This is a genomic window from Kribbella pratensis, from assembly GCF_004366075.1.
GTDB lineage: Bacteria > Actinomycetota > Actinomycetes > Propionibacteriales > Kribbellaceae > Kribbella > Kribbella pratensis.
Map to the genome: position 1 here is coordinate 1,159,803 of NZ_SODU01000001.1, position 20,558 is coordinate 1,180,360.

At 67.2% G+C, this 20,558-nt stretch carries 18 protein-coding genes and 1 tRNA gene; 6 read left to right on the forward strand and 13 right to left on the reverse strand.

Annotation, left to right across the window (positions count from 1 at the left end; all coding sequences use genetic code 11):
• Positions 1–71: 71 nt before the first annotated feature.
• Entirely contained in the window at positions 72–1,343 is a 1,272-nt protein-coding gene (locus EV137_RS05590) for a lipopolysaccharide biosynthesis protein (protein ID WP_133998149.1), read from the forward strand.
• A 4-nt stretch (positions 1,344–1,347) separates the two neighbouring features.
• Here EV137_RS05590 and EV137_RS05595 read toward each other — a convergent pair whose 3' ends face one another.
• From EV137_RS05595 to EV137_RS05605, 3 genes are all read right to left on the reverse strand, one after another.
• Complete coding sequence (locus tag EV137_RS05595; protein WP_238175106.1) at positions 1,348–2,271, reverse strand: ABC transporter permease; 924 nt, start codon at positions 2,269–2,271, stop codon at positions 1,348–1,350.
• Between the two features lie 69 nt (positions 2,272–2,340).
• The gene (locus tag EV137_RS05600; RefSeq protein ID WP_133998155.1) at positions 2,341–3,282 is read right to left on the reverse strand and encodes a carbohydrate ABC transporter permease; all 942 of its coding nucleotides are present in this window, start codon (positions 3,280–3,282) and stop codon (positions 2,341–2,343) included.
• Positions 3,279–5,030 carry a type 2 periplasmic-binding domain-containing protein gene (locus tag EV137_RS05605; protein WP_134126960.1) on the reverse strand — a complete coding sequence of 584 codons (1,752 nt, stop codon included), beginning with the start codon at positions 5,028–5,030 and terminating at the stop codon, positions 3,279–3,281. The genes EV137_RS05600 and EV137_RS05605 overlap by 4 nt, the downstream gene beginning before the upstream one ends.
• A gap of 248 nt (positions 5,031–5,278) precedes the next feature.
• Here EV137_RS05605 and EV137_RS05610 point away from each other — a divergent pair, with 248 nt between their 5' ends.
• Complete coding sequence (locus EV137_RS05610) at positions 5,279–5,752, forward strand: NUDIX hydrolase (protein ID WP_134126962.1); 474 nt, start codon at positions 5,279–5,281, stop codon at positions 5,750–5,752.
• Here the strand turns inward: EV137_RS05610 and polA are convergent.
• Positions 5,749–8,451 (reverse strand): DNA polymerase I, encoded by a 2,703-nt coding sequence (gene polA, locus EV137_RS05615; RefSeq protein ID WP_134126964.1) that lies wholly within the window; start codon positions 8,449–8,451, stop codon positions 5,749–5,751. The genes EV137_RS05610 and polA overlap by 4 nt on opposite strands.
• Before the next feature lie 74 nt (positions 8,452–8,525).
• On the opposite strand from polA, the gene EV137_RS05620 reads away from it, so the two are divergent.
• Positions 8,526–8,945: a hotdog fold thioesterase gene (locus tag EV137_RS05620; RefSeq protein WP_238175107.1), complete on the forward strand. Its 420-nt coding sequence runs from the start codon at positions 8,526–8,528 to the stop codon at positions 8,943–8,945.
• Here EV137_RS05620 and EV137_RS05625 read toward each other — a convergent pair.
• Positions 8,908–9,498: a GNAT family N-acetyltransferase gene (locus EV137_RS05625; RefSeq protein ID WP_238175108.1), complete on the reverse strand. Its 591-nt coding sequence runs from the start codon at positions 9,496–9,498 to the stop codon at positions 8,908–8,910. The genes EV137_RS05620 and EV137_RS05625 overlap by 38 nt on opposite strands.
• Before the next feature lie 114 nt (positions 9,499–9,612).
• On the opposite strand from EV137_RS05625, the gene EV137_RS05630 reads away from it, so the two are divergent.
• Positions 9,613–10,353: a DUF554 domain-containing protein gene (locus EV137_RS05630; protein WP_134126966.1), complete on the forward strand. Its 741-nt coding sequence runs from the start codon at positions 9,613–9,615 to the stop codon at positions 10,351–10,353.
• 16 nt (positions 10,354–10,369) lie between these two features.
• Here EV137_RS05630 and EV137_RS05635 read toward each other — a convergent pair whose 3' ends face one another.
• The 7 genes from EV137_RS05635 to EV137_RS05670 all read right to left on the reverse strand — a co-directional run bounded on the left by EV137_RS05635 (position 10,370) and on the right by EV137_RS05670 (position 18,107).
• Positions 10,370–11,086, reverse strand: coding sequence for an ABC transporter ATP-binding protein (locus EV137_RS05635; RefSeq protein ID WP_133786389.1), 717 nt, complete (start codon positions 11,084–11,086; stop codon positions 10,370–10,372).
• Positions 11,083–12,045 (reverse strand): ABC transporter ATP-binding protein, encoded by a 963-nt coding sequence (locus EV137_RS05640; RefSeq protein WP_134126968.1) that lies wholly within the window; start codon positions 12,043–12,045, stop codon positions 11,083–11,085. Before EV137_RS05640 ends, EV137_RS05635 begins: the two co-directional genes overlap by 4 nt.
• Positions 12,042–13,757: a branched-chain amino acid ABC transporter permease gene (locus tag EV137_RS05645; RefSeq protein WP_133998180.1), complete on the reverse strand. Its 1,716-nt coding sequence runs from the start codon at positions 13,755–13,757 to the stop codon at positions 12,042–12,044. Before EV137_RS05645 ends, EV137_RS05640 begins: the two co-directional genes overlap by 4 nt.
• Complete coding sequence (locus EV137_RS42130) at positions 13,754–15,070, reverse strand: branched-chain amino acid ABC transporter permease (protein WP_238175109.1); 1,317 nt, start codon at positions 15,068–15,070, stop codon at positions 13,754–13,756. The genes EV137_RS05645 and EV137_RS42130 overlap by 4 nt, the downstream gene beginning before the upstream one ends.
• An 84-nt stretch (positions 15,071–15,154) precedes the next feature.
• The gene (locus tag EV137_RS05660) at positions 15,155–16,384 is read right to left on the reverse strand and encodes a branched-chain amino acid ABC transporter substrate-binding protein (RefSeq protein ID WP_133998183.1); all 1,230 of its coding nucleotides are present in this window, start codon (positions 16,382–16,384) and stop codon (positions 15,155–15,157) included.
• Positions 16,385–16,736: 352 nt separating this feature from the next.
• The gene (locus tag EV137_RS05665; RefSeq protein WP_133998186.1) at positions 16,737–17,324 is read right to left on the reverse strand and encodes an ANTAR domain-containing response regulator; all 588 of its coding nucleotides are present in this window, start codon (positions 17,322–17,324) and stop codon (positions 16,737–16,739) included.
• Between the two features lie 15 nt (positions 17,325–17,339).
• Entirely contained in the window at positions 17,340–18,107 is a 768-nt protein-coding gene (locus EV137_RS05670) for a helix-turn-helix domain-containing protein (protein ID WP_134126970.1), read from the reverse strand.
• Positions 18,108–18,183: 76 nt separating this feature from the next.
• Between EV137_RS05670 and EV137_RS05675 the strand changes: the two genes are divergently transcribed.
• Positions 18,184–18,257 (forward strand) — tRNA-Leu (locus EV137_RS05675).
• A 36-nt stretch (positions 18,258–18,293) separates the two neighbouring features.
• Entirely contained in the window at positions 18,294–19,043 is a 750-nt protein-coding gene (locus EV137_RS05680; protein ID WP_134126972.1) for a helix-turn-helix domain-containing protein, read from the forward strand.
• A gap of 61 nt (positions 19,044–19,104) precedes the next feature.
• On the opposite strand, the gene pyk is transcribed toward EV137_RS05680, so the two are convergent.
• Entirely contained in the window at positions 19,105–20,556 is a 1,452-nt protein-coding gene (gene pyk / locus EV137_RS05685; protein WP_133998192.1) for a pyruvate kinase, read from the reverse strand.
• Positions 20,557–20,558: the final 2 nt, after the last annotated feature.

Genomic DNA, 20,558 nt, shown 5'->3' on the forward strand with positions numbered 1-20,558 from the left:
CGGCTCCTGCGCGGCATCGTTGCCGTACCGTGAGGTCCGGCAAATCTCACACGGATCCGAGGCAGCGCAGCATGACATCTGGCACCACCCCGGCGCCCGAACCGCAGGCACCCCGCCGGTCGTTCCTGCGCAGCGCCACGGTTGTTGCCGTCGCGATGGCGATCATGAACGTCGCGGCGTACGGATTCACCCTGATCGGGTCCCGCCGGCTGCTGCCGGAGCAGTTCGGAGCGATCACCGCGTTGCTCGGTCTGCTGCTGATCGGCAACGTCGCCTCGCTCGGGCTGCAGGCCACCGGAGCCCGGCGGCTCGCCACCCACACCGGCGACGGCGCGGCCGCGCTGGGCGACGCGATGCTGAAGGCTGGCCGCCGGTCCGCTCTCGGGCTCACAGTGCTCTGCCTGCTGCTGACGCCGGTGTTCATGTGGCTGCTGCACATCGACTCCATCGTCGCGATCGTGCTGCTCGCTCCCACACTCGGCGGTCTCACGCTGATGGGCTCCCAGCTCGGCGTACTGCAGGGCAGCCACCGCTGGACCGAGCTGGCCGCTGTCTACGCGTCGGGCGGCATCGGCCGACTGGTGCTCGGCGGCGGTGCGCTGCTCATTCACCCGTCGCTCGATTGGGCGATGGCCGGCCTCGCGCTCGGCGCCGCCGTACCGGCGGCGCTGGGTCAGTTCTTCCTCCGCGGATCGACCGGTTCGACCCGGCAGGAGATCAAAGAGGTACTGCGGGAGACCGTGCACGGCACGCACACGCTGCTCGCGTTCTTCGCGCTCGCCAACGCCGACGTACTCTTCGCGCGTGCCCTGCTCGACGAGAAGGACAGCGGGTACTACGCGGCCGGCCTGATCGTCGCCAAGGCCTGCCTGTTCCTCCCGCAGTTCGTGATCGTGCTCGTGTTCCCGTCCCTGGCCAACTCCCCCGGCGACACCGTCCGGCTCCGCCGCGCGATCCTCGCCGTCGCGGGCCTCGGCGTCTGCGCGGTCGTCGGGACGCTGATCCTGCCCGGCATCGTGGTCGAGGTCATCGGCGGCAAGGCGAACTACGCGCCGCTCGGCCCCTCCACCTGGCTGTTCGCAGTCGCCGGCTCCGCGTACGCCGTACTGCAGCTGGTCGTGTACGCCGCTATCGCGCAGCAGGAGAAGCGCGCCGCGCTGGGGATCTGGCTCGGGCTCGTGGTACTCGCGGTCGCCGCCGGGATCATCCTCGGCACCGGCACCGCGACCGGCCTGGACGGCGTGAAGGTGCTGGCCGCGACGACCAGCACCTGCGCGCTCCTGCTGTCGGCAGGCCTGGCGGCAGGACTGCGCCGCCAGGCCGCCGAAGTACCACAAGCTTGACCAATCACCACAAGCTTGACTTCGCGAACCGCCGCGCGAACGTGTTGGCCAGTACCAGCAGCACGAGTCCGATGACCGATCGGAACAGTCCGATCGCGGTGGCGTAGCTGAACTGCGGGACCGAGGAAGCCAGACCGATCTTGTACACGTAGGTGTCGATCACCTCCGCGACATCGAGGTTCAGGCTGTTCTGCATCAGCAGCACCTTCTCGAAGCCGACGGACAGGATTCTGCCGATGTCCAGGATCAGCAGGATCACCGCGACCGGCACGATCGCCGGCAGGTCGATGTGCCACATCCGCCGCAAGCGGGACGCCCCGTCCACGATCGCCGCCTCGTGCAGCTCCGGCGGCACACTGGTCAGGGCCGCCAGGTAGATGATCGCGGCGAACCCCATCGTCTGCCACGCCCCCGACCAGACGTACAGATGCCGGAACATGCCCGAATCGCCCATCACGTCGGTGGGACCGAACCCGAACAACCCAATCAGCTTGTTCGTCACACCGGTGTTCGGGCTGGTCAGGACCACGAGCAGACCGACCACGACCACTGTGGAGATGAAGTGCGGCGCGTAGGTGATCAGCTGTGTGGTGCGGCTGAACCACTTCTTCCGGACCGTGTTCAGGCACAGCGCGAGGATGATCGGCAACGGGAACGTCGCGACCAGCTCGTAGACGTGCAGATACACGGTGTTCTTGATCAGCCGCCAGAACTGGTACGACTCCACGAACCGCTCGAAGTACTTCATCCCGGCCCAGGGACTGCCCCAGATCCCGGACACCACGTTGTAGTCCTTGAACGCGATGATCACGCCGTACATCGGCCAGTAGGCGAAAATCGCCAGCCAGATCAGCGGCAGCGCCAGCATCGCGTACAGCTGCCAGTTCCGGCGGATCCGCAGCCCGAGGCCGACCCTGGACTTCGCCACCCGAGTGCGCTTGTGGGCGGCCGACGGCACCGACGACCTTGTCTCAGTTTCTGTTGTGGCCACGGGGCCTCATCCCTTCAGGGAGCCGACCATGGCTCCCTTGACGAAGTGCTTCTGGACGAAGGGGTAGACCAGCAGCGGCGGAATCATGCCGATCACTATCAGCGAGTACTTCAGCTGCTGCTGCAGCTCCTGCATCTGCGCCAGCTTGCTGGTGTCGGCCATCTGCGACGGGTCGACCTTGGTCTGGAGCAGGATCTGCCGCAGGATCACCTGCAGCGGGAACAGGTGTTCGTTGGTCAGGTAGATCAGCGCGTTGAAGAACGAATTCCACGAACCGACCGCGTAGAACAGCAGATTCACCGCGATGATCGGCTTGCTCAGCGGCAGCACGACCCGCCAGAAGAACCCGAAGTCGCTGCAGCCGTCCACCTTGCCGGCCTCGACCAGCTCCTCCGGGATCGTCACCATGAAGTAGGTCCGGGTGATGATCACGTTCCAGACCGCCAGCGCGGTCGGCAGGATCATCGCCCAGCGCGTGTTCAGCAACCCCAGGTCGTGCACGACCAGGTACGTCGGGATCAGCCCACCACTGAACATCATCGTGAACACGAACGCCGCCATGATGATCCCTTTGCCCGGCAGCCCCTTCCGCGACAACGGGTACGCCGCGAGCAGCGTGAGGATCGTGGCGACCACAGCGCCGGCGACCGCGTAGAACACCGAGTTGCCGAAGCCGCTGACGATCGACTTGTAGTCGAGGATCGCCCTGTACGCATCCAGCGTGAATCCGACCGGCCACAGCCACACCTCGCCGGCGGACACCCGCTTGGTGTTGCTGACGGAGGCACTGAGGACGTAGACGATCGGGTACAGCACCGCCAGGCAGAAGAGCCCGAGGGCGGTGTAGATACAGGCCAGCGCGATCTTGTCGCTCTTGGTGTCCTGGATCGCCGCACCGGCCCCGAGCCGCCGCTCGTCCGGCGGCAGCGTTCCGCCGGCCGCGCTCATCCGTTGTACGTCTCGTAGGCGGCCTGCTGCAGTTCCAGATACGGCTTCACGCCGATCTTCTCGACCCGGCCCTTGTAGTCGTTCCACGCACCGTCGTCGTTGGGGTCGAGCTGCCCGGTGAGGAACTTGGCGAACGACTGGTTCACCTCGCCCTTGAGGTTGGTTCTCAGCTCCGCCTCTTGCGCGGCCTGGTCCTGGTCCAGGGTGACCGGCGGGAACTGCATCTCCTGCGGCTGCTTGTGCGGGAAGTACTTGTCCCTGGTCTGCTCGTAGAGCGGCTTCTCGAAGGTCATGTCCTTCGGGTTCACCCGCTCACCGAGCCGGAAGTCCTGGGACCGGTACATCGGGTTGTCCTGGCTCCAGTTGATGTTCTTCTGCGAGTTCCAGGTCGCGTCGAACCCGTAGAGCGCCTGCTTGCCGTTGATCCCGAGCTCGCCCTTCTTCGCCCAGGCGAACGCCGGACCGCCGTACCCGCGCAGGATGGCCTCCAGCTCGTACTGGGCGTCGGCCCACTGGACCAGCTGCTCCGGCTTGGCGCACTTCTTGGTGATCACCAGGTGGGCCACCTCGACGCCGACGCCGGTGTAGTCCCACGCCGCGTACTGCACGCCGTTCGGTCCCTTCAGCGGCGGGCACGCCTCGTACTGGCGCCAGCGGGCGTCCGGGTCCTTCTGGTCGATGTCCAGGAAGCTGCCCCAGTAGTTCGTCCGGGCGCCCCCGATCAGCGGCTTGCCGGACGCGTTGCCGTAGCGCTTCAACTGGTCCTCGTCGGCGGTGAACACGTCCCGGTTGATCAGCCCGTCCTTGTACAGGCTGTTCACGAATTTCAGCCCCTCACGCCACTCGTCCTTGTCGAACGCGACGTCGACCTTGCCGTCGCGAACCACCAGCCACGGCTCGCCGGGGTTGTAGAGGAACGGGTTCATGAAGAACGGGTCGATCGCGGAGTCCTTGTAGCCGGCGAACGGAATCGTCTTGCCGTTGCCCGCCAGGTCGGCCTTCTTGAACGCGCGCAGTACTTCGTGGAACTCGTCGGTGGTCTGCGGCATGGCCAGCCCGACCTGCTTGATCCACTCGGTGTTCAGCCAGGCGCGGCCGTCGCTGGCCCGGCAGTGGTAGCAGTCGTTGATGCCGGGGAACGAGTAGATCTTCTTGTCCGGCGCCTGGATCAGCTTGCGGGTGTCGGGGTAGTCCTTCATCGCCTGCTGCAGGTTCAGCGCGTACCCGTCGATGTACTGGTTGATGTCGGTGAACAGGCCCTGTGCGCCGTACAGGAACAGCTGCGACCGGGTGAAGGCGATGCCCAGGAAGGCGTCCGGGATGTCGCCGGCCGCGATCATCGCGTTGACCTTCGTCATCACGTCGTCGTCGGTGCCACCGATCTGGCTCCACTCGATGTGGATGTTGGTCTTGGACTCCAGCCACTTGGTGAAGGCGTTGGTCTTCCAGTCGCCGATCGTCACGTCCTGCTTGACGACGATCTTGTACGTCGTCTTCTCGGTCGTGATCGGCTTCAGCGCGCGGGCGACCGGGCCGACGTACCCGTCCGGGTACTGCACGGTGGCCAGCTTCGGGCCGAGGGTGACGCTGGGGGCGGCCTCGCCCGCGCCGGCGGCCGCTCCGGTCGCGCTGCTCTTGCCGCTGCACGCACTGAGCAGGCCGCCGCCGGCGGTTGCGGCGGTCAGTCCGAGCGCGCCCGCGATGAGTGATCGACGGCTGACTCCAGGGCGCACGTGATCGTTCGGCATGGGTTACTCCTGGCGGCTGGTCGGAACAAAGACGAAATATCCGAGAGCGATATCCGATAGGATCTCGGATCTTTGCCCGGGAGAATGACATAGAAAGCGACCCGACGGAAGGCCTCGGTCGATACCGATCGGAATCGATCAATCACTGTTGGTAAGTTGCGCGGCAAACGCTTACCACTTGCGTTGAGGCACCCAAATTTCTTGCGGCGAAGAAAGTCCCAGCCGCCGGCCTCGGTAGGGTTCTGGGCATGCCGACGCCGAAGTTCATCCTCGACCTGCGCGAGAAGATCGGGCACGACCTGCTCTGGCTGAGCGGGCTGACCGCGGTCGTGCTCAACGACCGGGACGAGGTGCTGCTCGTCAAGCGCGCCGACAACGGCCGGTGGAGCCTGGTCGCCGGCATCCTCGAGCCAGGTGAGCAGCCGGCCGTCGGGCTGGTACGCGAGATCCAGGAGGAGACCGCGGTCGAGGCGGCCGTCGAGCGCCTGGTCAGCGTCGAGTCACTCCCACCCGCCAGCTACCCGAACGGCGACCAGGTCCAGTTCCTCGACCTCTGCTTCCGCTGCCGCCCCCTCCGCGGCGACCCACGCGTCAACGACGACGAGTCCCTCGACGTCCGCTGGTGGCCCCTGAACGCCCTCCCGGACCTCACGGACCGGGAGAGAGTCTGCATCGAGCGAGCGCTCTCCCCCGGCCTGCAACCGGCGTTCGAGACCTCTTAGTGGGCGGCCTCGTGCCAGGTGCGGCCTACGCCTACTGAGACGTCGAGTGGGACGGCCATGTCGACGGCATGGCCCATGTCGTGGCGGACCAGGTCCTCGAGGGCCTGCCGCTCCCCCGGGGCGATCTCGAAGACGAGTTCGTCGTGGACCTGGAGAAGCATCCGGGACTTCAGGCCCGATTCGCGCAGCGACCGCTCGACCTTCAGCATCGCCATCTTGATGACGTCCGCGGCCGAGCCCTGGATCGGGGCGTTCAGCGCCATCCGCTCGGCCATCTCGCGGCGCTGCCGGTTGTCGCTGGTCAGGTCCGGCAGGTACCGCCGGCGACCCAGGATGGTCTCGGTGTACCCGGTCTTGCCGGCGTCGATCACGATCGACCGCAGATAGTCCCGGACCCCGCCGAAGCCCTCGAAGTACTCGTCCATCAGGCCCTTGGCCTCGTCGACGCCGATCTTCAGCTGCTGGCTCAGCCCGTACGCCGACAGGCCGTACGCGAGCCCGTAGTTCATCGCCTTGATCTTCGCGCGCTGCTCCTGGGTCACCGCGGACGGCTCGACCGAGAACACCCGGGACGCGGTCACCGAGTGGAAGTCCATCCCGGAGTTGAACGCGTCGATCAGGCCCTGGTCCTGCGACACGTGCGCCATGATCCGCATCTCGATCTGGCTGTAGTCGGCCGACATCAGCGACTCGTTGCCCTCGCCGACCACGAACGCCTGCCGGATCCGGCGGCCCTCCTCGGTGCGGATCGGGATGTTCTGCAGGTTCGGCTCGGTCGAGCTCAGCCGGCCGGTCGCCGCGATGGTCTGGTTGAACGTGGTGTGGATCCGCCCGTCGCGCGGGCTGATCGTCTTCAGCAGCCCCTCGACGGTCTGCCGCAGCCGGGTCGCGTCCCGGTGCGCCAGCAGGTACGCCAGGAAGGGGTGCTCGGTCTTCTCGAACAGCGCCTGCAGCGAGTCCGCGTCCGTGGTGTACCCGGTCTTGGTCCGCTTCGTCTTCGGCATCTGCAGCTCGTCGAACAGCACCACCTGCAGCTGCTTCGGCGACCCGAGGTTGATCTCCTTGCCGATCACCTCGTACGCCGCTGTGGCCGCCTCCCGGACACCGGTGGCGAATCGCTCCTCGAGCTGCTCCAGGTACGGCCGGTCGACCGCGATACCGTCCCGCTCCATGGCCGCGATCACCTGGATCAGCGGCAGCTCGACGTCCGCGAGCAGCGCCGTACCGGCCTGCTTCTCGAGCTCGCCGTCGAGGGTGTCGGCGAGGTCCGCGATCGCGCGGGCGCGCAGCATCGTGTGGTCCGCGGCCGGGCCGCCCTCGACGTCGTCGAAGCTGAGCTGGCCGTTCTCGGCCTCCTCGTTGCGCAGCTCGCGCTTGAGGTACCGCACCGTCAGGTCGGCCAGGTCGTACGCCCGCTGGTCCGGGCGGACCAGATACGCACTGAGCTGGGTGTCCGAGTTGAGGCCGCCGAGTGTCCAGCCGCGCTCCAGGAAGCCCAGCAGCGGACCCTTCGCGTCGTGCAGCGCCTTGGGCTGCTTCTCGTCGGCGAGCCACGCCTGCCAGGCCGCGTCGTCGTCCGGCGTCATCGTGGTCGGGTCGAACCAGGCCGCCGCACCGGACGCGGTCGCGAGCGCGAGGCCGGTGATCTCGCCGGTGCCGCCGCCCCAGCTCCCCTGCACCGCGACGCCGACCCGCTCGCCGCCGCTCACGTGCTCCTTCAGCCAGGCCGCCACCTCGCCCGGCTTCAGCTGGACGCCGTCCAGCTCGAACCCGTGGTCGACCGTCGCGTCGACCTCCTCGTGCTCGGCGACCAGCCGCTCGCGCAGGACCCGGAACTCCAGGCTGTCGAACAGCGTGTGCACCTTCTCCCGGTCCCACGGCACCCGGACCAGGTCGTCGACCGTGACGTCCAGCGTCAGGTCGCGGACCAGTTCGTTGATCTGCCGGTTCCGGATCACGTCGGCGAGGTGCTCACGCAGCGACTCACCGGCCTTGCCCTTGATCTCGTTCACCCGGTCGACCACGTCGTTCAGCGAGCCGAACTGGTTCAGCCACTTGGCCGCCGTCTTCGGGCCGACCCCGGGCACACCCGGCAGGTTGTCGCTCTGCTCTCCCACCAGGGCGGCGAGATCCGGGTACAGCCGCGGCCCCACGCCATACTTCTCCTCGACCGCGGCCGGGTCCATCCGGGCGATCTCGGACACGCCGCGCTTCGGGTACAGCACCGTGACGTCCTCGCTGACCAGCTGGAACGCGTCCCGGTCACCGCTGCTGATCAGCACCTCGAAGCCCTGGTCGGCCGCCTGCGTGGCGAGCGTCGCGATGATGTCGTCGGCCTCCCAGCCGTCGATCTCCGTGGTCGGGATCCGGAGCGCCTCCAGCACCTCCTTGACCAGCGAGATCTGCCCCTTGAACTCGTCCGGCGACTTCGACCGGCCCGCCTTGTACTCCGTGTACTGCTCGGAGCGGAAGGTCTTGCGGGACACGTCGAACGCGACGCAGACATGCGTGGGCTGCTCGTCGCGGAGCATGTTGATCAGCATCGAGGTGAACCCGTACACCGCGTTGGTGTGCTGCCCGGTGGTGGTGGAGAAGTTCTCCACCGGGAGCGCGTAGAACGCCCGGTAGGCCAGCGAGTGCCCGTCCAGCAGCAGGATCCGCGGCCGGCCTGCGCCGGCCTGAACGGTGTCCTTGGTCATCGTCGAAGTGTCTGTATCTGGAGCCACACACCGACTCTAGTGGTTCCCACCGACAGTTCTGACACACTGCTTCCGTGACAGACGAATCGAACCTCGGGCCAGGTATGAGCGTGGAGGGCACTCTCCTCCAGTTGATGGGGATCGTTGTCAGCGAGGCGTCTCCCGAGCGGGTCGTCGCGACGATGCCGGTCAAGGGCAACACGCAGCCCTACGGTCTGCTGCACGGCGGCGCGTCCTGTGTGCTGGCCGAGAGCCTCGGCTCGATCGGGTCGGCGCTGCACGCCGCGGCGTCCGGGAAGGTCGCGGTCGGCGTCGACATCAACGCGACCCACCACCGAGCGGTCCGCGACGGGGTCGTCACCGGCGTCGCGACACCGATCTACCTCGGCCGCACCACCACGTCGTACGAGGTGGTCGTCACCGACGACCGGGACAAGCGCGTGTGCACCGCCCGGATCACTTGTCAGCTGATTCAGGCGCCGCCCGGGAGCTGACGGCGCGGCGGGCGACGGCCGAGCGGCGCGACGACAGCAGGGCGAGCAGGTTCGGCGCGTGCTCGGCGGTGAGCCGCCGACGTACGGTGTGGGTGCTCGCGAACCGCAGTACGCCGGCCTGCCCGAGGCCGAGGCGGGCGAGGAAACGGTTGGCCTCGCGGGCGATCGCGGGCGCGACCACGGCCAGGTGGACGCAGCTCTCGTGCTCGGCCCAGGTGACCGCTTCCGCGATCAGCGCCTTGCCGAGGCCGTGCCGGCGGGACGTGTCGCTGACGTGCAGGTACTCGACCGTGACGGTCGAGTCTTCGTGCAGCGGACTGATCACGGTCCGGCGCAGATACGCCATACCGTGCACGTGACCATCCAGCTCGACCACCAGCAGCCGGCCGAACGGGTCGTTCAGATGCTTGCTGACGGCAACCTCGGCCGCGGCGACCGACGGCGGCGCCGGGAGCCGGGACGGCAGACCGGCAGCGGTGCTGAGCTCACGCCACAGCGTCACCAGCGCGCCGGCGTCACCCGGCTGGGCGTCCCTCACCTCGACGGCAGCCACCACAGCGACCTCCCGGTACGGTCCACCCCCGAGGTGAACAGACGGGCGGATACGCTCGTCCTCGCGCAACAGTAGGCCCTCGGGAGTCACATGCAAAGCTGAGCGGAGATCAGTTTGTTCATCGGAATCGGGACCGTCGTGAACGTCGCGACAGTGCTCGTCGGTTCGATACTCGGCGTACTCGTCGGACACCGGCTCAGTCACCGGACGCGCGACCTCGTCACCGACGCGCTCGGACTCGTCACGCTCCTGATCGCGATCAGCTCGGCACTCACCGTAGGTGACAAGGTGCTGAGCGACGCCGTCGGCAGCAGTGCGCCGATCCTGATCGTGCTCGGCGCGATGCTGATCGGCGGGATCCTCGGCTCGGTGCTGCGGATCGAGCAGCGGCTGGAGGACTTCGGCGGCTGGATGCAGCGCCGGTTCGACCGTGGCGAGGGGCGGAGCACGTTCGTCGAGGGGTTCGTGTCCGCCTCGATGGTGTTCTGCGTCGGGCCGCTCACCTTCCTCGGCTCACTGTCCGACGGCCTCGGGCGCGGCGCCGATCAGCTGTTCCTCAAGGCGGTGCTGGACGGCTTCGCGTCGATCGCGTTCGCCGCGTCCTTCGGCTGGGGCGTGGCGGCTTCCGCCTTGGTCGTCCTCGTGATCCAGGGCTCGATGACGGCCGTCGGAGCGTTACTGGGCGACGTACTGCCGCAGGCCCACGTGACCGCGCTCGGAGCCACCGGCGGAGTGATGCTGATCGGCGTGGCGCTGCGCCTGCTGAAGCTCAAGCAGGTCGCTGTCGCCGACCTGCTGCCCGCGTTGATCGTGGCGCCGCTGCTGGTTCAGTTGCTCGTTGTCATCCGCAACTGAACCAGCAGCGCTCGCATCAGTCCTCGCCGAGATAGGCCTTGCGGACCGAGTCGTTCACCAGCAGGTCCCGGCCGCTGCCGGACAGCACGACCTTCCCGACCTCGAGCACGTACCCGTAGTCGGCCCGCTTCAGCGCGGCCTGGGCGTTCTGCTCGACCAGCAGGATCGTCGTACCCTGCCGCTGCAACTCGCTCACCGTGGTCATGATCCGCTTCATCATGATCGGCGACAGACCCATCGACGGCTCGTCCAGCATCAGCAGCTTCGGCCGGCACATCATCGCCCGGCCCATCGCCAGCATCTGCTGCTCACCGCCGGAGAACGTACCGGCCGGCTGCTTGCGCCGCTCCCCCAGGATCGGGAACAGGTCGTACGCCGCCTGCAGGTCGGAGCGCACGCCCCCGGGATCGCGGCGGGAGAACGCGCCGAGCATCAGGTTCTCCTCGACCGACAGCCGCGGGAAGATCCGCCGGCCCTCGGGCGAGTGCGCCAGACCGCGGGTGACGATGTCGTGCGCCGCCACGTGGTCGATCCGCTCGCCCTGGAACCAGATCTCCCCGCCGGTCGGCCGGAGCAGGCCCGAGATCGTCTTCAGCGTGGTGGTCTTGCCGGCGCCGTTGGTGCCGATCAGCGACACCACCTGCCCCTGCTCCACGCTGAAGCTGATCTTCTTCACCGCAAGGATCTTGCCGTAGGCAACTTCCAGGTCCTTGACCTCGAGCATCGCGCTCATGACCGGCCCTCCTCGTCGGCGACCGTCGTGTCCTGGACGTGGGCGTCCTGCACGTCGACGTCGTCCTCCTCGTCCTCGCCGGTCCCGATGTAGGCCTCGATCACCCGCGGGTCGGACTGCACCTCCTCGGGCGTGCCCTCGATCAGGGCCTCGCCCTGGACCAGGCACAGCACCCGGTCGCAGAGGTTGAAGATGAACCGCATGTCGTGCTCGATCACCACGACCGCCAGGCCCGAGTCCCGGATCTTGAAGATCAGGTCACTGGCCTGCCGGGTCTCCTGCGGGTTCATCCCGGCCGTGGGCTCGTCCAGCAGGATGAGCTTCGGGTCGGTGGCCAGCGCCCGCGCGATCTCGAGCCGGCGCTGGTCGCCGTACGGCATGTTCCGGGCCAGGTGCTCGGCCGACCGGCCGAGGCCGACGAAGTCGAGCAGTTCCTGCGCCCGGGCCCGGGTCGCCTCCTCCTCGCGATGGAACTTCGGCCCGCGCAGCACCGAGGTGAGCGCGCCCGCGCTGGTCCGGCAGTACCGCCCGACCATCACGTTCTCCAGCGCGGTCATGTTCGCGAACAACCGGATGTTCTGGAACGTCCGCGCCATCCCGGCCCGGACAACCGCCCGCGGCTTGGGCGGCAACGGCGACAGCGGCTCCAGCGGCGGCACCGGTACGGCTTCGACGGTCTGCCCCTTCTTGGGACGGATCGCCTTCGCCGGCTTCCGCGGCAGGCCGGCGAACCGGACCTGACCGCTTGTCGGCTTGTAGAGCCCGGTGAGGCAGTTGAAGAACGTCGTCTTGCCGGCACCGTTCGGGCCGATCAGACCGACGATCTCACCCTCGCGGACAGTCAGGTTGACGTCGTTCACGGCCAGCAGACCGCCGAACCGCATCGTCACACCAGTGGCCTCGAGCACCGTCGCACCGGTCACCTCGGGGCGCACCCGCTCCTGCTCGGCGATGGTCATTTGGCCTCCTCGACGATCAGGCGTTCTTCCTCGACCGCGACGGCCAGCTCCTCGTCCTCTTCGTGGAACTCGAGCTGCCTTCGTCTGCTCGCGACCAGCCCCTCCGGCCGGAACCGCATCATCAGCACCAGCAGCAGACCGAACATCAGCAGCCGGTACTCCGAGAAGAACCGCAGTTTCTCCGGCAGCAGCTTCAGGATCGTTGCTCCCAGCAACACACCGGCGATGGTGCCCATACCGCCGAGTACGATCGCCGCGAGCAGGAACGCCGACTCGATGAACTGGTACTGGTCCGGGCTGACCGCCGCGTCCTGGTGGGCCTTGATGGTGCCGGCCAGACCGGCCAGGAAGGCGCCGACCGCGAACGCGAGCAGCTTCAGCCCGAACACGTTCACGCCCATCGCCTCGGCGGCCTTCTCGTCCTCCCGGATCGCCACCCAGCCGCGGCCGATCCGGCTGTTGTTCAGCCGGGAGAAGACCAGGATGACGAAGCCGATCAGGATCAGCAGCAGGAAGTAGTAGTTCGAGAACCGGCCCAGCTCGATCCCCGCGACCATGTGCTCGTCGCCGAAGTTGAACCCGCCGATCGACAGGTCCGGGATGCCCGGGATGCCGTTCGGTCCGTTGGTCAGGTTCGGGCCGTTGTTGCCGTCCAGGTTGCCCATCGAGAACCGGAAGATCTCACCGAAGCCGAGCGTCACGATGGCCAGGTAGTCGCCCGAGACCCGCAGCGTCGGCGTACCGATGATGAGACCCAGCGTCGCGGACACACCCGCACCGACCAGCATCACGACCAGGAACGGCGGCTTCCACCCGACGGTGGCGAACGCCGAGGTCGACAGCACCGCGGCCGTGTAGGAGCCGGCCCCGAGGAACGCGATGTACCCGAGGTCGAGCAGGCCGGCCAGGCCGACCACGATGTTCAGGCCCATCGCGGTCGCACCGAAGATCAGCACCTGGTTCGCGATCGACATGTTCGCGTCCGACCCGTTCTGTGTGAACGGGAACAGGAACGCCACCACGAACGCGGACAGCGTGAGCACCTTGCTGTGCCGCTGCCCGACGTGACCGACGAAGCTCATCGAGCCGGTCCGGAACAACGCCGTCGCGACCACAGCGATGAACACCAGGCAGAGAATGAACGACCAGGCGTCCTGCAGGCCCAGCGCGTACGCCGCGGCGAACAGCACCGCGGCCATCAGCACCGCGATCATGAGGATCTCGGACCAGGCCGGCAGCCTCGCCGCACTCATGTCCCGCAACTGCCGCAACGGCAGCAACCAGCCCGAGACCGCGAGCAACAGCGCGCCCACGAGCGAGATGTAGGCGCCCGGGTTCACGTTGATCAGACCGTCGGACTCGGTGCCGATCGCGACCACGACCAGCACCATGTAGAGCGCCAGGCCGGCACCGAGCGCCCGGATACCGAGCGTGGCGTCCAGCCAGGAACCCAGCTTGGTCAGCGGGCCCTTCTCCGCCAGCAGCAGCACCAGGGCCAGCACCGCACCGATGATTGCGAGGATCTGCAGGCCACCGGGGTAGAAGTTGATCGACAGGTCGTTCAGGATCTGGCCGTCGTAGCTCCAGGACAGGAACGACCCGACGATCAGCAGCGCCACGCCGGCGATGCCCATCGGCCACGCGATCGGCTTGCCCGGCTTCGCCACCGGGGACTCCGAGGCCTCGTCCACAGGCGTCTTCACATGTGTCATGCCCGGTCCACCACCCTCGCGCCGAGCAGGCCCTGCGGCCTGAAGACCAGAACCAGAATCAGGATCACGAACGCCCAGACGTCCTTCCAGGTGCTACCGCCGAACTGGCCCGGGATGTACTGCGTGGCCATCGCCTCGACCACGCCGAGGACCAGACCACCGACGACCGCGCCGTACACGTTGCCGATACCGCCCAGGACCGCGGCGGTGAACGCCTTCAGACCGGCCAGGAAGCCCATCCGGAAGTCGATGTTGTTGTTCTGCAGGCCCTGCGAGACACCAGCGATCGACGCCAGCACCGCGCCGAGGGCGAACGCGACCACGATGATCCGGTCCACGTTGATACCCATCAGCCGAGCGGTGTCCGGGTCCTGCGACACCGCCTGCATACCGCGGCCCAGCCGGGTCCGGTTGATGAAGAACCACAGCAGTACGGCGCAGACCGCGAGTGCCGCGACCGTGAAGATCGCCGACCGCTGGATGGTCACCCCGCCGACCTGTAGCGCCTTGCCGGTCACCACGTCGAGCTGCGGGAACGGGATGCGCGCCTTCGCGCTCGGCCACTCGACCTTGTTGATCAGCACCTTGAACAGGATCCAGCCGACCTCCGCGGTGACCGCGGCCACCCCGGCGCTGACGGCTACCGCGCGGACGCCGACCCGGACCCGCGCATGCGACTTCGTCGCCTCGCCGGCCGTCATGCCGACCGCCGTACCCACGAGCGCGCCGCCGACGATCGCTACCACGACGTACAGCGCGGAGAGATCGGTGCTGATCAGCAGGACGACGATCCACAGTGCCACCGCACCGGCCGCGCCGCCGAGCAGTGGGGCCCGGTCGTGCCACTTGCTGACTGGGTGGTCGAGGTTCGCCTCGGTCTGCCGGTTACCTGCGACGTAGCCGGCCGCGATCGCGAGCCCGGCGAACACCACCACGGTCCAGGCCGGGCGCTCGTAGAACAGCCGGATGAACTCCTGCAGGAACACGGAGATACCGATCGCCGTGATCAGCGGTGCGAGTCGTGGCGCGTTCCGCAGGGGACGGTACGCGACACGTTCCATCAGCACCGCGGTACTGACCGACGCGAGCATCGCGCCGACGATCATCACCGGCAGGATCCAGACGCTGGTCTCACCGTTGAAGAACAACAGGTACGTCGTCAGCGCGCCGAACGCGCCGATCATGAACACCTCGCCGTGGGCGAAGTTGATGAGCTGCACGATGCCGTACACGACCGTGTACCCGACCGCGATCAGGGCGTACAGCGAGCCCAAGGTCAACCCGTTGACGAGTTGCTGGAGAAACTGGTCCACGTCGACCTCCCATCTGCCTCGGTTGTGACATGTGTCGGGGGTGGGAGGATCCCTCCCACCCCCGAGACATGAGGTCGACCCTGCTTACTTTTCTTCGAACGCCTTGGTCTCGACGGTGGCCCACTTGCCACCGGCAACCTTGTAGACGGTGAGCACCTTCGAGGTGGTGTCGCCGTACTGGTCGAAGGCCACCTTGCCGGTCACGCCGTCGAAGGAGACCTTGCCCATGGCATCGACCGTCGCCTGCCGCGCGGACTCGACGTCCTTGGCGTCCTTCAGGGACGTCTTCAGTGCGGCGATGATGGCGTTCGCCGCGTCGTAGGAGTAACCGCCGTACGCCGCGTAGGGCTCCTTGAAGCCGGCCGCGTTGTAGTCGGCGACGAACTTCTTCGCCGAGTCCAGCGAGTCCACCGGAGCGCCGACCGAGGTGGCCAGGTCGTTGTCGCTGGTCTTACCGGCCAGGGTGATGTACTTCGGGTCGTAGATACCGTCGCCGCCCATCAGCGGGACGTTCAGGCCGGCGCCCTTCGCCTGCTGCGAGAGCGGACCGGCCTGCGGGTACTCACCACCGTAGTAGATGGCCTGCGGGTTCGACGGCTTGATCGCGGTCAGCGCGGCCTGGTAGTTCGCGTCGTCCGGGTTGATGGTCTGGGCCGCGACGATCGTGCCGCCCAGCTTCTTGAACTCCTCGGTGAAGGTGCCGACCAGACCCTGGCCGTAGGCCTTCTTGTCGTGGATCGTGGCGACCTTGGTGATCTTCGCGGTCTCGTACAGGTACCGGGCCGCGAACGGGCCCTGGACCGCGTCGGTGGTGCAGGTCCGGAAGTACGTCGGGTAGGGCCGCTTCGGCTCGGTCTGCCACTTGGCGCCCTGGGTCAGGCCGGGACCGGTGTTGGCCGGCGAGACCTGGACGATCTTCGCCGAGGCGAGGACCGGCTGCACCTGCTGGCTGACGCTGGTGTTCAGCGTGCCGACGACGCCGATGACGTCCTTGTCGCTGGAGAGCGCGGTGGCCGCGTTCTTGCCGGGGTCCGGCTTCGCCTCGTCGTCCTTCGGCACGACCTCGAGCTTCCAGCCCGGGATCGCGTTGGAGTCGTTGGCCTGCTTCACGGCCAGCTCGACGGAGTGCTGGATACCCAGACCCAGGGCCGACAAGTCTCCGGACAGCGGCGCGATGACGCCGATCTTCGCGGTCTTGGTCGAGCCTCCGGAGCTCCCCCCAGAGTCGTTGCCACTGCGTGAGCCGCAGGCAGTCAGGGCCAACGACGCAACGATCAGCGACGCGCCGACCCGTACTACGGAACGCTGGTGCACTGTTCCTCCAATGTCTGGATAGTCCCAGCGAAACCGGGACTCTCGCGCATTTGCCGCGAGCATCCGCAGGTTAGACCCAGCGGGTGTTCCAAGCGAACAGCGCACAGGCTGTGTTGTGAGGTCGTTACCCCGGTAAGCATCGTCCTATGACCTGATTACTGTCCGGTGGGTCATTGTGGTGACATAGAGTCAGTGAGCGGACTTTCTCGGTGAGATCCGCTGGACCGGCGCGGCCGCCGCCGCCACGGTTTGTCACCAAGGCCCGTGCAGGTTCACCTCACGGTTACGACACGCCGGTGTTGCGAGCAGATGACGGCAAGTTGCGCATGGACAGGCCGATGTCCTGGCCCGATCAGGAATCCCCGGCTTCGTTGACGACCAGCTCGGCCACCTGGCGCATCGAGACCCGCTTGTCCATCGCGGTCTTCTGGATCCACCGGAACGAGTCCGGCTCGGACAGCCCGAACTTGGTCTGCAGGATCGATTTCGCCCGGTCGACCAGCTTGCGGGTCTCCAGCCGCTCGGCCAGGTCGGCGACCTCCCGCTCCAGCTCGGCGAGTTCGACGTACCGGGACGCGGCGATCTCGATCGCGGGCAGCAGGTCGGCCTTGGAGAACGGCTTCACCAGGTACGCCATCGCGCCGGCGTCCCGCGCCCGCTCGACCAGCTCCCGCTGCGAGAACGCGGTCAGCATCAGCACCGGGGCGATCCGCTCCCCCGCGATCTTCTCGGCCGCGCTCAGCCCGTCCAGCTTCGGCATCTTCACGTCGAGAATCACCAGATCCGGCCGGTGCTCGATCGCCAGCCGAATGGCCTCCTCGCCGTCCCCCGCCTGCCCGACGACGTCATACCCCTCTTCCGCGAGCATCTCAGCCAGATCCATCCGAATCAGGGCCTCGTCCTCAGCAATCACCACACGCTTAGCAGTCACACCGCACACCCTAGCGACCCCACGTCAGCTCTTCGGCCCCACAAACCCGTCAAGCACCCCAACAGCCTCCCGCCGACTCACCGCAATCGCATTCCGCCGCGGCTGCCGCCAAGCGATCCCCAACTGGTCAAGCGCATCCGTGAGAATCTTCCGGATGTCGTCCGACTCGTTCGAGAACATGTACCGCGCGTAGTAGTACCGCTTGCCGTCCGGCTTACTCGCCCAGTTCACGAAGCGGCACCCGTCCGAGTGGAACAGCCCGCGCAGGAGCTGTTCGGGGTACTTGGCAACAATCTCCCGCTGCCAGTCGGTCAACTCGATCCTCCGCAGATGCTTCCGCCCCGGACCATGCTGCGGAAACACACACGGCCAGTGCTTCCACCGAGCCTCCACCCGGATCGCCGTCGACCCGCCCCGCAGGCACGGGCTCGCGCCCGGCTTCACCAGCTTGATCGTCGCCGCGATCTCCTGGTTGAGGTCGGCGTACCGCTCATCGTTGATGATCTGCAGCGTGAACACATCCCGCCTGGCACGCGCGATCGAACCGTCCCCCAGATACCACCCCAGCAACAACGCATACGCTTCCTCGTCCAGTGCGGCTCCATCGCACCGCGGACACGGAGTTCCTCGAGAACCTCCGCAGATCCGGCCCTCACGCTGATACCGCCGCCGCCAAGTACGGATCGTCCGCAACGCGACCCCGTGGATCTCCGCGTTGACGCGATCAGGTACGCCGGCATCGGACATCGCCAGCGCCGACTCCACCGTCTCCCTCGACCTGACGTGACCCACGCCACCAGGCTGCCGACGACCACCGACAGTTTTGCTGATCGACCGGGCCTATGGGCTAGGATTCTGGGACACAGATGCCCTGGTATTCCAACCGGCAGAGAAGATGGTCTCAAACACCATACAGTGTGGGTTCGAATCCCACCCAGGGCACAGAAACTGTCGGTTGCGGCTGGAAATTTAGCCGTTGTGTACGACGAGCAGACCCGGGCGATGGCGCATACCGCGATGGCCGCCGGTGAGAGTCTCAGCGCGATCGGCAAGCGGCTCGGGGTCAGTCGGGCGGCGCTTCGGGAGTGGCGGGACGGCAAGGTACGTCGGACTCCCCCGAGCGGCTGCCCGCGGTGTGGAAGCGGGATGCTCGACGCCTCGTCGTACGCGCATCTTCTGGGGCTGTATCTAGGGGACGGCTGCCTGTCGAGGCACCGGCGTGAGGTGTATGCGCTGCGGATCGCCTGTGATGATCTCTACCCGCGGCTCATCGACGAAGCGGCCGCCGCGGTGGGCGCGGTCCATCCGAGTCGACCGGTGCACCGGGTCCAGGCGGTCGGCTACACGTCAGTGGTTTCGTACTGGAAGCACTGGCGGTGCCTGTTCCCGCAGCACGGTCCCGGGCCGAAGCACCGGCGTACGATCGCGCTCGCAGACTGGCAGCAGGAGATCGTTGCCGAGTTCCCCCAACTGTTCCTCCGCGGCCTCTTCAACTCCGACGGCTGCCGCATGACCAACTGGACAACCCGAACAGTCGCCGGCCAACCGAAACGCTACGAATACCCGCGCTACATCTTCTCCAACGAATCCACCGACATCATGCACCTCTGCCAATGGGCCCTCGATCAACTCACCATCCCCTGGCGCATGCCCCGCCCGAACGCTCTGTCCGTTGCTCGTCGGGAAGCCGTGGCCGCGCTCGACAGCTTCATCGGCCCGAAGTCCTGAGACGGCGAAGCGGGCGGTTGGTCGACCGCCCGCTTCGAGCTCGAGTCTCGTCAGCCCGTGGTTACGGGTTGGGGCTTCGGTAGGCGGGGGCGTTGCCTTCGATGGCGTCGCCCATGCGGTGGACGCGGAGGGCGTTGGTGGAGCCGGGGATGCTGGGTGGGGAGCCGGCGACGATGACCACCAGGTCGCCCTTGTTGAGGATGCCGAGTTCCAGGAGGCGCTGGTCCACCTGGCGGACCATTTCGTCGGTGTGGTCGACGGTGGGGACGATGTGGGTGGTGATGCCCCACACCACGCTCAGCCAGGCGCTGACCGACGGGACAGGTGTGAACGCGAGCAGCGGGACATCGGTGCGGTAGCGAGCGAGGCGGAGCGCGGTGTCACCGGACTGGGTGAACGCGATCAGGTACTTCGCCTCCAGCCGCTCCGCGACGTCCGCGGCCGCGCGGGCGATCACGCCGCCCTTGGTCTTCGGCTCCCACTCGATCTCCTGGATCCGGCCGAGACCGTGCTCCTCGGTCGACTCCACGATCCGGGCCATCGTCTTGACGGTCTCGATCGGGAACCGGCCGACGCTGGTCTCACCGGACAGCATCACCGCGTCGGCGCCGTCGAGTACGGCGTTCGCGACGTCGGAGGCCTCGGCCCGGGTCGGCCGCGGCGCGGAGATCATCGACTCCAGCATCTGGGTGGCGACGATCACCGGCTTCGCGTTCAGCCGGGCCTGGTCGATGATCAGCTTCTGGACCAGCGGGACCTCCTCGAGCGGGAGCTCCACGCCGAGGTCGCCGCGGGCCACCATGAACCCGTCGAACGCCTCGATGATCTCGTCCAGGTTGGCGACCGCCTGCGGCTTCTCGATCTTCGCGACGACCGGGATCCGCAGACCCTCCTCGTCCATGATCTTGTGCACCAGCTGGATGTCGGCGGCGTCCCGGACGAACGACAGCGCGATCATGTCGGCCGGCAGGTGCAGCGCCCAGCGCAGGTCCTCGGCGTCCTTCTCCGACAGCGCGGGCACGCTGACCGAGACGCCGGGCAGGTTGATGCCCTTGTGGTTGGAGACCGGCCCGCCGACGGTGACCCGGCAGACCACGTCGGTCTCGGTCACCTCCTCGGCGACGAGCGCGATCCGGCCGTCGTCGATCAGCAACTGGTCGCCCGGATTCACGTCACCCGGCAGACCGTCGTACGTCGTACCGCAGATGGTCTGGTCACCAGGCACCTCCCGGGTGGTGATCGTGAAGCGCTCGCCGTAGGTCAGCGTTGCCTTGCCCTCGGCGAACTCGGCCAGCCGGATCTTCGGCCCCTGCAGGTCGACCAGGATGCCGACATTGGCCCCGGTCTCCGCCGCAGCGGTGCGGATCCGCTGATAGATGCGCTCATGCTCGGCGTGGGCGCCGTGGCTCAGGTTGAGCCTTGCGACGTCCATACCTGCTTGGACGAGTTCTGTGATGCGCTCCGGGGCGGCCGTAGCCGGGCCGAGCGTACAAACGATCTTTGCGCGACGCACGT